14 protein-coding genes are annotated in these 11,033 nt (G+C 52.4%); 6 read left to right on the forward strand and 8 right to left on the reverse strand.

Translation table 11 applies throughout. The annotated features are described in order from the left end of the window. Positions 1 to 3: 3 nt before the first annotated feature. From C5F52_RS26770 to C5F52_RS26780, 3 genes are read left to right on the forward strand one after another with little or no spacing between them, the layout of a single operon-like run. Positions 4 to 348, forward strand: coding sequence for a carboxymuconolactone decarboxylase family protein (locus C5F52_RS26770; protein ID WP_104801419.1), 345 nt, complete (start codon positions 4 to 6; stop codon positions 346 to 348). Further along, on the forward strand, positions 327 to 1,280 hold the full coding sequence (locus C5F52_RS26775) for a prenyltransferase (RefSeq protein WP_201747098.1): 954 nt from the start codon (positions 327 to 329) through the stop codon (positions 1,278 to 1,280). The genes C5F52_RS26770 and C5F52_RS26775 overlap by 22 nt, the downstream gene beginning before the upstream one ends. Further along, on the forward strand, positions 1,277 to 2,443 hold the full coding sequence (locus C5F52_RS26780; RefSeq protein ID WP_104801420.1) for an MFS transporter: 1,167 nt from the start codon (positions 1,277 to 1,279) through the stop codon (positions 2,441 to 2,443). The genes C5F52_RS26775 and C5F52_RS26780 overlap by 4 nt, the downstream gene beginning before the upstream one ends. Positions 2,444 to 2,475: 32 nt before the next feature. Here C5F52_RS26780 and C5F52_RS26785 read toward each other — a convergent pair whose 3' ends face one another. The 3 genes from C5F52_RS26785 to C5F52_RS26795 all read right to left on the reverse strand — a co-directional run bounded on the left by C5F52_RS26785 (position 2,476) and on the right by C5F52_RS26795 (position 4,342). Continuing rightward, positions 2,476 to 2,688, reverse strand: a complete 213-nt coding sequence (locus C5F52_RS26785; RefSeq protein WP_104801421.1) for a DUF2892 domain-containing protein — start codon at positions 2,686 to 2,688, stop codon at positions 2,476 to 2,478. 79 nt (positions 2,689 to 2,767) lie between these two features. Beyond that, positions 2,768 to 3,727: a tripartite tricarboxylate transporter substrate binding protein gene (locus tag C5F52_RS26790; RefSeq protein ID WP_104801422.1), complete on the reverse strand. Its 960-nt coding sequence runs from the start codon at positions 3,725 to 3,727 to the stop codon at positions 2,768 to 2,770. Between the two features lie 27 nt (positions 3,728 to 3,754). Next, the gene (locus tag C5F52_RS26795) at positions 3,755 to 4,342 is read right to left on the reverse strand and encodes a carboxymuconolactone decarboxylase family protein (protein WP_104801423.1); all 588 of its coding nucleotides are present in this window, start codon (positions 4,340 to 4,342) and stop codon (positions 3,755 to 3,757) included. Between the two features lie 147 nt (positions 4,343 to 4,489). Here C5F52_RS26795 and C5F52_RS26800 point away from each other — a divergent pair, with 147 nt between their 5' ends. Then, a complete protein-coding gene (locus C5F52_RS26800; protein ID WP_104801424.1) occupies positions 4,490 to 6,703 on the forward strand; it encodes a SulP family inorganic anion transporter in 2,214 nt (737 codons plus the stop codon). A gap of 10 nt (positions 6,704 to 6,713) precedes the next feature. Here C5F52_RS26800 and C5F52_RS26805 read toward each other — a convergent pair whose 3' ends face one another. Both C5F52_RS26805 and C5F52_RS26810 read right to left on the reverse strand, forming a co-directional pair. Next, a complete protein-coding gene (locus tag C5F52_RS26805) occupies positions 6,714 to 7,088 on the reverse strand; it encodes a VOC family protein (protein WP_104801443.1) in 375 nt (124 codons plus the stop codon). Between the two features lie 79 nt (positions 7,089 to 7,167). Beyond that, entirely contained in the window at positions 7,168 to 7,452 is a 285-nt protein-coding gene (locus C5F52_RS26810) for an HU family DNA-binding protein (protein ID WP_104801425.1), read from the reverse strand. Between the two features lie 376 nt (positions 7,453 to 7,828). Between C5F52_RS26810 and C5F52_RS26815 the strand changes: the two genes are divergently transcribed. Next, positions 7,829 to 9,049 (forward strand): site-specific integrase, encoded by a 1,221-nt coding sequence (locus tag C5F52_RS26815; RefSeq protein ID WP_104801426.1) that lies wholly within the window; start codon positions 7,829 to 7,831, stop codon positions 9,047 to 9,049. A gap of 201 nt (positions 9,050 to 9,250) precedes the next feature. Here C5F52_RS26815 and C5F52_RS29790 read toward each other — a convergent pair whose 3' ends face one another. The 3 genes from C5F52_RS29790 to C5F52_RS29800 all read right to left on the reverse strand — a co-directional run bounded on the left by C5F52_RS29790 (position 9,251) and on the right by C5F52_RS29800 (position 10,606). Further along, on the reverse strand, positions 9,251 to 9,559 hold the full coding sequence (locus C5F52_RS29790) for a hypothetical protein (RefSeq protein ID WP_146100172.1): 309 nt from the start codon (positions 9,557 to 9,559) through the stop codon (positions 9,251 to 9,253). Positions 9,560 to 9,652: 93 nt separating this feature from the next. Beyond that, positions 9,653 to 10,150, reverse strand: coding sequence for a hypothetical protein (locus C5F52_RS29795; protein WP_146100173.1), 498 nt, complete (start codon positions 10,148 to 10,150; stop codon positions 9,653 to 9,655). A gap of 147 nt (positions 10,151 to 10,297) precedes the next feature. Further along, complete coding sequence (locus tag C5F52_RS29800) at positions 10,298 to 10,606, reverse strand: hypothetical protein (protein WP_146100174.1); 309 nt, start codon at positions 10,604 to 10,606, stop codon at positions 10,298 to 10,300. Positions 10,607 to 10,913: 307 nt separating this feature from the next. On the opposite strand from C5F52_RS29800, the gene C5F52_RS26825 reads away from it, so the two are divergent. Beyond that, on the forward strand, positions 10,914 to 11,033 hold a 120-nt coding region (locus C5F52_RS26825; RefSeq protein ID WP_146100175.1), incomplete at its 3' end, for a sigma factor-like helix-turn-helix DNA-binding protein.

Here is an 11,033-nt window from a genome sequence, read left to right on the forward strand (position 1 = left end):
ACCATGAGCACGTTTGACCATCCCACCCTCATCAAGAACATCAGCCAATCGATGACTGAGTTGCGCAAGGCGCAACCCGAGGCCATGCAAGGCTTTGGTCAATTGGCCAAAGCGGCTATGGCCACCGGTGCTGTGAGCGAGAAACACAAAGAGTTGATGGCCTTGGCCATTGGCATCACACAGCACTGCTCGGGCTGCATTGGTTTTCATGTGAAAGCTTTGCATCGCGTGGGTTGCACACGTGAAGAGTTGGAAGAAACTTTGGCCGTGTGTGTCTACATGGGCGGCGGCCCTGCGTTGATGTATGCCTCGGAGGCGTTGAAGGCATGGGAAACCATGGCGCCATGACCGATCAGAAGTCCTTGCCCTGGCGCACGCTGGTGCAGATGACGCGCCCCGGCTTCTTGGTGATCACAGCCGTGGCGTGTGTGTTGGGTGCCTCTGTGGCTGCGGCTTGCGGACACGGCCCCAACGTGTGGACCGCTTTGGCCACTTTGGTGTTGGCTGTGCTCATGCATGCGGCGGCCAATGTGCTGAACGATTACCACGATGCCCTCAATGGTGCGGACGATGCCAACAGTCACGGTTTATTTCCGTTCACGGGTGGTGCACGCCTCATTCAAAACGGACATGTGACCACGCAAGACACCCACAACTTGGCAGGCGCCTTGATCATGGTGTTGATTCCCTGCGGCTTGTTGCTGGCGGTGAAGACGGGTGGTGGCCTGGTGTGGTTAGGGCTGGCAGGTTTGTTTTTGGGGTGGGCTTACTCTGCGCCGCCTTTGGTTTTGATGAAGCGAGGTTTGGGCGAGCTGACGGTGGCCCTGACGTGGGGTTTGGTGGTGGTTGGCGCTGACTATGTGCAGCGCGGCCAATTCTTTGTCATTCCTGCGGCGGTGGCGCTGAGCTTTGCTTTGTTGGTAGGCAACATCTTGGTCATCAACGGTTTCCCAGATGCACAGGCTGATGCACAAGTGGGTAAGCGGACTTTGGTGGTTCGCTTCGGTCCACGCCGTGTTGCTTGGATGTATCTTGCGTTTGCCTGTTTGGCGTATGCATGGTTGTTGGTCGGGGTGCGGCTGTTCATCCATCCTGAGCCTGCGTTGTGGGGCTTGGTGTCTATGCCCCTGTCGCTGGCGGCATTTGTGATGCTTCTAAAGAATGCAGAGCAACCTGTACGTTTGGCACCTGCCATTGTTTTGACGATTGCAGCGGCTGTGTTGCATGGTTTGGCCATGTCGGCTGGCTTGGTTTCTCTTTCATTGTTTGGGTCGTTATGAACCGTCATCTCGTTTTGCTGTCTATCGCGCAGGGTTTGTTCCTGACCAACAACGTCACCTTCATTGCCATCAATGGTTTGGTGGGTTTGAGTTTGGCGCCCGAGGCGTGGATGGCAACACTGCCCGTGATGGGCTATGTGGTGGGCGGCGCGTTGAGCACGGGCTTGGTCGCCAAATCACAGCAACGTTTTGGCCGCAAAGGTTCGTTTCAATTGGGCTTGTTGGTGGCTTTGCTGTCAGCTGCATTGGGTGCGTTCGCAGTGCTGTCGCAATCCTTTTGGCTGTTGGTCACGGCCACGGTGGTGGCCGGTTACTACAGCGCCAATGGCCAGCTTTATCGCTTTGCGGCTGCTGAGCTGTGCAAGCCCGACTACCGCGAGAAGGCCGTGTCGTTGGTGATGGCGGGTGGTTTGATTGGCGCTGTGATTGGCCCGAACCTCGCCATTCAAACCAAGAGTTTGTTTGGCATGCCGTTCGCAGGTGCGTATGTGGCGTTGATGGGGGTGGCCGTGCTGTCGATGGCGGTGATGAGCTTCATCCACTTTCCACCCGCACCCGTTGTGAAAGCGGATGACACGGGTGGTCGTCCATTGGGCGAAATCATGCGTCAGCCTGTGTTCTTTGTAGCGGCCTTGGCGGCTGCTCTGGGTTACGGCGTGATGAACTTGTTGATGGCAGCTACACCGCTGGCCATGCAAGTGTGTGGTTTCCCGTTTGAAGACACCGCGTGGGTGTTGCAGTGGCATGTGATTGGTATGTTTGCACCGGGCTTTGTGACGGGGCATCTGATCAAACGCTTTGGCGTGTTGCCCATCATGGGCGTGGGCGTGTTGCTCAACATCGCTTGTATTGCCATTGCCCTCTCAGGCGTGGACTTGCACCAGTTCTTGGTGGCTTTGTTTTTGTTGGGTGTGGGTTGGAACTTTTTATTCACGGGCAGCACCACGTTGTCGATGCAAGCCTACACACCGCAAGAGAAAAACCGCGCCCAAGCCGCCATTAACTTTTGCGTGTTCGCCACCATGGCTTTCACCTCGTTTGCCTCGGGTGCGTTGGTGACCACGCAAGGTTGGGCTTGGCTCAACTGGGGTTCGTTGGTGCCTGTCCTCATCACGGGTGCAGGCTTGCTGTGGTTGGCGCGTAAAAAAGCCTCAGCCGCTTGAAGGCGCTGAGGCTGGTGTGAAGCGATAGCCTTTTACTTGGCTGGCTCTTCTTGTGCAGGCTTCATGGGGCAAGTGTTCAGCCCTAGCAAGGTGTACGCGCCGCAAAAGCGGAACACACCCGTGGCCAACACGATGACGCCCAAATAACCCCAAGCACCCACCACACCCGTGGCGGCCAATGCGATGAGGACCAAGCCCGCGACGATGCGCAGAATGCGGTCAATGCCGCCAACGTTTGCTGTCATATGTTTCTCCTAAGTGATGATGCATTAGACACTCGTATCGTCTATTCGTGCTTGATGTAGGTCAACGCGTCTTTTGCAATCACTCAGGTTTGATGTTGCCGTCTTTCACCACTTTGGTCCATTGCGTCAGTTCTTGCTTCAGCAATGCATCCAGTTCACCTGTGCTCGAGCTAGTGGCTTGCATGCCTAGCTTGTTGAAGCGTTCTTTGACATCGGGGCGCTGCATGATGCTGCGCAGGTCTTGGTTCATTTTGTCGACGATGGCAGTGGGTGTTTTAGCTGGTAAGAAGAAGGCCAGCCAAATCGTGGTGGCATAGCCTGGCACGCCTTGCTCGCTGATGGTGGGCAGGTCGGGTAACTCGGGGTGACGTTTGGCGCTGGCGATGCCCAATGCTTTGACCCGACCCGACTTGATGTTGGGCACAGCCGAATTGAAGGCATCAAACATGATTTGAATGTGGCCAGCTAACAAGTCTTGTGCGGCGGGGCCTTGTCCTTTGTAGGGTGCATGACCCAGTTGTGTCTTGGTCATGTTGGCAAACATTTCAGAACCCAAGTGGTAGGTACTGCCAATGCCGGATGAGCCGTAGAACAACTTGCCCGGATTGTCTTTGGCATAGCGCACCAACTCTTGCACGTTGTTGGCTGGCACCGACGGGTGGACCACCAAAATGTTTTCAATCGTGGCCACTGTGCTGACCGCTGCGAAGTCACGCACGGGGTCATACGAGAGTTTTTGCATGAGCGCGGGGTTGGCCGCCATGATGCTGCTGGTGCCAAACAAAATCGTGTTGCCGTCAGCCGGTGCACGCGCCACAAACTCTGCGCCAATTGCCCCGGTCGCTCCCACACGGTTGTCCACGATGACCGTCTTGCCCATGGCTTCTGACAACAAGGGTGCAATCACGCGTGCGGCAATGTCAGTGGGGCCGCCGGTGGAAAAAGGCACCACCAAACGCACGGTGTTGTTTTGTGCAAAGGTGGCGAAGGATGCCAAAAGAATGCTGGCAGCAACCGCGATGTGACGGCGTGAAATCATAGAAATCTCCTGATGGATAAAACCAATTTAAGCCAACAACCGCTGGCGAGTGTCGAGCGGTGAGAACACCTCTAAGGGCTCAGCACCTCCGTTGGGGATGCCCACTTGTGTGGCGTTGAGCAACATCGACACCATCACATAGGTGCCAGAGAGCACGGTGAGATCGACCACGGCTTGCTCACCCATTTCAGCGACGGCCTTTTGCCACAGCGCATCGGGCACGCGGTGGTTGAGGGTGAGCTGGATGCAAAAGTCATACACCAAAGCTTCGTCTTCTTGCATGCCTTCTGGGCGTTTGCATTGGCGCAGCTGTTCAATGATGTGTGTGGACAGACCCGCACGTTGCGCGATGGGGTCATGCGCCCACCATTCGTATTGTGCGTTGGCAATGCGGGCTTGAATCAGGATGGCAAATTCATTGAGGCGTTTGCTGACCGATGTTCTAAAGCGCAGGTAATCTAAGAAATCAAAACAACGACGCGCCATGTCAGGGCTGCGCAGCAAGGCGTTGTAGGGGCCGCCTAAAGCGGCGCTTGAAACTTTCAAAATATCGTCGGCCAGTGGGCGCACCTCAGGTGCCAACTCTTCATAGGTGATTTGTTTGAACCGTTCCATCTATCGTGTCTTTCAAGTGAGGGGGTTGCGCGCCTAAAGGCGTGATGCATATGGTGCCTGTGTTGTGACAACTGACTTGCGTGATTACCCGCAAGCAGTCTTCTGTGCGACTGAAAAGTGCTTGATGGATGGTGATAACCTTGAGGAATGACTACCGCTCAATTGAAACTATCGCGCGCCAATTTATCTGGCGATATTTGGGGCGGCTTTGCTGCCATGTTGGTGGCGCTGCCATCGGCCATTGCGTTTGGTGTGACCATCTTCTCGCCGCTGGGTGCCGAGTTTGGTGCCAAGGGGGCGTTGGCAGGCATGCTGGGTGTGACCGCACTGGGCTTGATTGCCGCCACCTTTGGTGGTACGCAACGGCTCATCTCGGCACCTTGTGCACCAGCAGCTGCAGTGCTTTCTGCACTGACCATTCAAATGACGCAGCAGGGCAGCGGTGTGGGGGCGGTGGTGCTCACTTTGTTCTTGGTGGCGTTTGTAAGCAGCTTGGTGCAAATCTCGTTTGGTTTGCTGCGCATTGGTGAGCTCATCAAGTACATGCCGTTTCCCGTGGTGAGCGGCTACCTCAGCGGTGTGGGCCTCATCATCATCATGAGCCAATTGCCCAAGTGGATGGCGCTGCCCAAGGGCATGAACTGGTGGCAAGGTTTGCACGCGATGGAGCTATGGCAAGCGCCTAGCTTGATCGTGGGGGCGGCAACGGCGGCCTTCATGCTGTTGGCACCGCGCATTTCCACCAAGGTACCCGCCGTGATTGTGGGTTTGTTGGGTGGCATGGCCTCGTATTGGTTGTTGGCGTTCAGCGCTTGGCCTGAATTGCGCAACTTGCACGACAACCCATTCATCATTGGCCCATTGGCGGTGGGGGGCGAAGGGTTCTTTGAGTCCTTGCTCGACCCCTTCCGTAGCTTGAGCGAATCTGGTTTCCCACATTGGACACAGATTGCATTTCCTGCCATCACGCTGGCCGTGTTGCTGTCCATCGACACACTCAAGACCTGTGTGGTGCTCGATGCCATGACCGGTTCACGCCACGACTCCAACAAAGAACTCATTGGCCAAGGCCTGGGCAATTTGGCCTCCTCTCTCATTGGCGGCGCACCCGGTGCTGGCACCATGGGCGCGACTTTGGTGAACAAGGCCAGCGGTGGTACCACCTATTTGTCGGGTGTGTTCCAAGGCGTGTGGTCGCTGTTGGCCATCTTGTTATTGACCTCGCTCATTGCTTGGGTGCCGGTGGCTGCTTTGGCTGCTTTGTTGATCGTCATCGGCTTCAAGATGATCGACTGGCATTCGCTGCAACTGCTCAAAGCCAAAGACACGATGCTCGACTTCGCGGTCATCTTGATTGTGGTCATCGTGGCCAACACCGTGAGTTTGATTGCCGCTTCAGGCGTGGGCGTGGCCATGGCCATCATGTTGTTCTTGCGTGAGCAAATTCATACCACCACCATTCGCCGTAAATCGTTTGGCAACACCATGTTCTCGTCACGCGTGCGTGGCCAGCGTGAGCGTGACGTGTTGGCCGAGACGGGTAGCCACACGGTGATTTTTGAATTGCAAGGCAGCTTGTTCTTTGGTACCACCGATCAGCTCTACACCGCGATCGAGCCGGAGTTGAGCAAGGCCAAGTTTGTGGTGCTCGACTTCATGCGCGTGCAGTCCATGGACATGACCGCAGGCCACATGATTGAGCGCATTCGTAACATGCTGTCTGAGCGTCATGCGCGTTTGGTGCTGACCCGTGTGCCCGAGCGTTTGCCCAGTGGGCGCGACTTACGCTCGTATGTGGACCACATCGGTTTGTTGTCTGACAGTACAGCCAAGATTTTTGATGAGTTTGACGAAGCGCTGGAATGGATTGAAGACGAAACCTTGGTGCTGGCCGGCCACGCCCATGTGTCTAAAGAGGGCATCCCCTTGGGCAAGTTTGAACTCTTCCATGGCTTAAACGATGACGAAATTGCCGCGCTGGAGCGTTGTGCCCAACACCATGTGTTTGAGGCGGGTGAGTTGATCTTTGGCGCAGACTCAACGGGCCATGAGCTGATGCTGATCAGCCGAGGCGAGGTGAAGGTGAGCTTGCCATTGGCCAATGGCAAAACCATTCACTTGACCACCTTCAGTCGTGGTCAGTTCTTTGGTGAGATGTCGTTCTTAGATGGCCGCGCCCACTCGGCCGATGTGTATGCCACGCGTGAGACCGAGCTGATTGCCATCGACCGCAAAGCCTTTGCCACCGTGGCGGCAGGCGATCCGGTGATGAGCATCAGCGTCATGCGTGCGGTGGCCTTGGCCATTGCCGACCGATTGCGCCATGCCAACGCAGAGCTGCGGGAGATGCGTCAGGCTTGATACGATTGATTTAGCTACGGCACATCGCGCAAATCTTGTTGCCCGATGGGTCACGCAAGTAAGCGATGTAGTAGCTAAACGCGGGGTTGGTGCGCAGGCCTGGTGGGTCTTCGCAGGTCACGCCGCCGTTGGACACGCCTGCGGCGTGAAAATCATCCACTTCGGCTTGCGACTTGGCGGCAAACCCAAAGGTGCTGCCATTGCCAAAGGTAGCTGGCTCGCCGTTGATGGGGGTGGTGATGCCAAAGGTGCCCGTGGGTGTGCGGTACACGTAACGGCTGCCTGCACCTGCGCCTGGCGCGTGGCCCAGCGCGCCGAGGGCTGCGTCATAAAACTTGCGTGAGGCTTCGAGGTCTTGAGCACCTAAAAAAACGTGTGTGAACATGTTTGTCTTTTGATTCATTTGGAAAAAGAAAAAAGCGGCTCGGTTGCCCGATGCCGCTTTTGTGCGTGAACGCGAAGAATTACTTCTTCTTGGTGTTCACAGCAGCTTTGAACGCTGCGCCAGCAGTGAAGCGAGGCACCACAGCAGCTGCGATTTTCAAAGCTTCGCCAGTGCGTGGGTTTTTGCCAGTGCGTGCAGCGCGAGCAGCAGCTTTGAACGTGCCGAAGCCGATCAATTGCACGTCGTCTTTTTTGGCCACAGCGTGTGTGATCACTTCGAGAATGGCATTGACAGCGCGGCCAGCGTCGGCCTTTGTCAATTCGGTGTGTGCTGCCACTGCTTCGATCAATTCAGTTTTGTTCATGTCATTTCCTTATTAAAACGGGTGCATTGTGCCAGTTTTGCTCAGTGTTTTCGCGGTTGTCGCAATTGCTTTGTGCAAACGATGCCTAGGAAATTCCCTGATCGTGCACCACTCTGAGACAAAGGCTACAAAAATGAATTCTGTTTAGTTACAAACTTGAACTTGGTGCCCCCGACATGCTTTGTATAGCAACATAACAAGCACACGCTGAAGATAGCAATAGAACCTTAATATCACCTCTTGATGATATTTCTTGGTTGTTGTTACTACTTGAAGCGTAGCCTCTACTGTTGCCCAACAAGCGTCTGAATCAGTTTTCAGAACTTTGTGTCTCGACTCCTGTGGGAACGATTACTCGTTTTTGACATGGATAGAGATGAAGAAGAAATCAACTGACTCACGGACGCTCAACGGTCTCGATAAACCCCAACGCTACTCAATACCTGGAGAGCGAGGGATGTTACTTTGGGTTCGCCCAGATTTAAAGAAGTATTGGGTGCTTCGATTTAGTCTTCATGGTCGTCGATATGACTACTCAATGGGGTCATTTCCAACTGTTACGCTTGCCGCAGCAAAGGAAAAGGCACTAAAGGCGAGAGCAATGATTATGGATGGAGTGAACCCCATCGAAGCGAGGACTCAAGCCTCCAAAGAGGCAAAACGCAAGGTTCAGCATTCCATCACATTTCGACGTTTTTCGGATGAATATATTGAGTCGATTTCACCAGAGTGGAGTGGTCCAAGGCAGTATGAGCGTTGGGTAAATTCAATAGCAACATACGCACTTCCGACCATTGGGCATATGACTCTGGAGGAAATCACTACAGACGACATAGTTGAAATTTTGACCCCAATCTGGATCACCAAGAATGAGACAGCATCCAAACTTCGTGCACGTCTGCAACGCATCTTTTCGGCGGCGATAACTCGGGGTTTAAGGACAAAAGCCAACCCCGCTGACCTAAAGAACCATTTAGAAAATATTCTTCCGTCCGTTCGTCGTGATGTAAAACATCACGAGGCTTTGCCGTATCAAGAGATGCCAGCGTTTATGAGTTACTTACGCCATAAGAGTTCAGTTGGCTCATTAGCGTTGCAATTCACGCTTCTTAATGTTTGTCGAACAGGAGAAACCTTGTATGCCAAACGAACAGAAATCGTGGATGACTTGTGGACCATTCCCAAATTTCGAATGAAGATGCGAAAGGAGCATCAAGTGCCGCTGTGCTCACGTTCATTAGAAATCCTTGAAGAGGCAAAACTGTTTGACCCAGACAGTGAATATTTGTTTTCAATCAGTGGTCAACCGCTTTCCAACATGACTATGTTGATGTTGTGCCGACGGTATAAGTCGGGGCTCACAACCCATGGAACTGCACGTGCGACCTTTAGAACTTGGGTGAGTGATGAAACTGAATTTAGTCCCGAACTTGCAGAAGCTGCGTTGGCTCATCAAGCGGGAGATGCGGTAGTTCTTGCCTACAACCGAGCAAAAATGGTTCAACGTCGACGCTTACTCATGAACCAATGGCAGGTTTTCTGCCTCGGTGAAACCTCGCAGAAAGACCTAGTCGAGACACAAAGTTCTGAAAACTGATTCAGACGCTTGTTGGGCAACAGTAGAGGCTACGCTTCAAGTAGTAACAACAACCAAGAAATATCATCAAGAGGTGATATTAAGGTTCTATTGCTATCTTCAGCGTGTGCTTGTTATGTTGCTATACAAAGCATGTCGGGGGCACCAGCTGCCTTATGTTTCAAGGCTTCCCGTGAGATATGTGAATTATTCCCACATTAATTACCACAGGCAAGCCGGAAGTTTGATTGCTCCGGCACAGATACAACACATACAAACAGCGTGTCCCACAGTGATACCAATGTGGCTGATACGCCAGATGGCTACATAACATCCCTTGACTGCTTCGACGCTGATACCAATGTGGAAGTCATCATTCATCAACACGCTGCTCCACGGCTCCTGACCGATTTCCAGCGTTGAGAACCCCATAGCATCACTCACTGGTATATCAATCAACTGTGGGAAGCACTCCCTGATGCCTTTGACAGTGGATACGGTGTCATTGGTGCTTGATATCAATGCTCCCATGGGCTGATGCCATAACTTAGATGCATCGATACCTGCCCCAATAAGTCATACCAACTTGGCTAGTGATGTGCGACAACACACATAGATAGCAAGTTAAGACTTAAGAAACTTGTCCAATATTGCTCCCACATAGGAATGGGGCAAGTTATGACCACCATTGGGCACCACGTGAACTGGGATACCAACCAACTCTCCGAACTTGGTCACATTGTCTGGATTGGCTTGCCAATCTTCAGAACCAACGTGCACCTCACAATGTCTTGGTGTTGGATAGGAACCTGCTTGAGCCAGTTCCATCAATCGTGTGGAGCGTGGCGGCAGGAAATTCATGGGCATGGCTTCATCGTTGTTGGCAAACTCACCAACTATGGGTGATAGCAACAAGACATTGCCTATGTATGGTTCTGCGAGTTGTGCCTGAGCGTGAAGGAATATGTAGGCACCAAAGCTGTTACAGATGACTCTGGCATCTTCATTCCAGAAGTTGTCCTTAAGGTCGTTGCAGACTGTATCTATTTGTTCTTGAGTGAATCTGGAACTACTTTTTAAATAATTGATCCGCCTCTGCAAGCAACGCATCGACAACATCATCAGGTAGTGGCTCCATCCCAAGTTGGTCGATATGAACACTCTCTGGATCTCTAAACGTTTCCCTAATCATGAAGGACGGTTGCACCACTACGTCAACATCTTTAACTAACTGCTCAACACGCACAACTCGTCCATTCATATTCGACCTCATTTATCAACACGTAGATATTTCATTGCTCTTGATGTGCCTACTTCAGTTGGGTTTATCTCAGCGAACAATGAGCCGTCATATCCGTTGCCAGTTAATCCACTTGATAGTCTTTTTCGTAACCAAACATAGGTCTCTGCTCTCAAAGAATCAATTACCTTCATTCCTTCGCTGTGTTCAAGCTTAATGTGTTTGGTGACTTCATCTGTTGTTACAAAGTGAGTTCTTTGATTCTTTGCAAAAGCTTGACTCTCCAAAACAATAAAAACCAATGCTTTCATTTCAAGAGTCGACAATTTCTTTTTCATCACCTTGCTTGCCTCAATTCATTTCTTTGTTGATGCACAACGCTATTTTTCTATTTCTTCTGGGTGTTTCTTTAGCCATTCAGCAGGGGGACTCCAAACTTTTGAAGTGCTCGTAGGCACGTTTAGGCTTGGATCATTGCAGCCATTTTCCTCATAGTAAGTAGCAATGTATGAAAGCGTATTAATCAAAAGATTCTCTGCTTGTTGAATTGCATCCAATAGTGAGCCACTAAACCTAGGTATTTGCATCCAAATTTGACCCACGTAGTCAAACTGTCCTGCTCAGCATTGAGCAGGAGGCACAGGAGTGATCAACGTGGCGTTATTAAGTGTGATCAGGCGGTGGCACCTGAGAGATGGAATGAGCATTCGGGAAATATCCCGACGAACGGGTTTATCGCGCAACACCGTGCGCAAGTACCTAACC

Source organism: Limnohabitans sp. TS-CS-82 (genome assembly GCF_002943475.1).

Bases quoted from the DNA above. Each gene is read 5' to 3' on its own strand.
- C5F52_RS29790 (WP_146100172.1), bottom strand. From the start codon at position 9,559: ATGGGAGCATTGATATCAAGCACCAATGACACCGTATCCACTGTCAAA.
- C5F52_RS29800 (WP_146100174.1), bottom strand. From the start codon at position 10,606: ATGAAAAAGAAATTGTCGACTCTTGAAATGAAAGCATTGGTTTTTATT.
- C5F52_RS26795 (WP_104801423.1), bottom strand. From the start codon at position 4,342: ATGGAACGGTTCAAACAAATCACCTATGAAGAGTTGGCACCTGAGGTG.
- C5F52_RS29795 (WP_146100173.1), bottom strand. From the start codon at position 10,150: ATGATGTTGTCGATGCGTTGCTTGCAGAGGCGGATCAATTATTTAAAA.
- C5F52_RS26770 (WP_104801419.1), top strand. From the start codon at position 4: ATGAGCACGTTTGACCATCCCACCCTCATCAAGAACATCAGCCAATCG.
- C5F52_RS26800 (WP_104801424.1), top strand. From the start codon at position 4,490: ATGACTACCGCTCAATTGAAACTATCGCGCGCCAATTTATCTGGCGAT.
- C5F52_RS26780 (WP_104801420.1), top strand. From the start codon at position 1,277: ATGAACCGTCATCTCGTTTTGCTGTCTATCGCGCAGGGTTTGTTCCTG.
- C5F52_RS26785 (WP_104801421.1), bottom strand. From the start codon at position 2,688: ATGACAGCAAACGTTGGCGGCATTGACCGCATTCTGCGCATCGTCGCG.
- C5F52_RS26790 (WP_104801422.1), bottom strand. From the start codon at position 3,727: ATGATTTCACGCCGTCACATCGCGGTTGCTGCCAGCATTCTTTTGGCA.
- C5F52_RS26815 (WP_104801426.1), top strand. From the start codon at position 7,829: ATGAAGAAGAAATCAACTGACTCACGGACGCTCAACGGTCTCGATAAA.
- C5F52_RS26775 (WP_201747098.1), top strand. From the start codon at position 327: ATGGGAAACCATGGCGCCATGACCGATCAGAAGTCCTTGCCCTGGCGC.
- C5F52_RS26805 (WP_104801443.1), bottom strand. From the start codon at position 7,088: ATGTTCACACACGTTTTTTTAGGTGCTCAAGACCTCGAAGCCTCACGC.
- C5F52_RS26810 (WP_104801425.1), bottom strand. From the start codon at position 7,452: ATGAACAAAACTGAATTGATCGAAGCAGTGGCAGCACACACCGAATTG.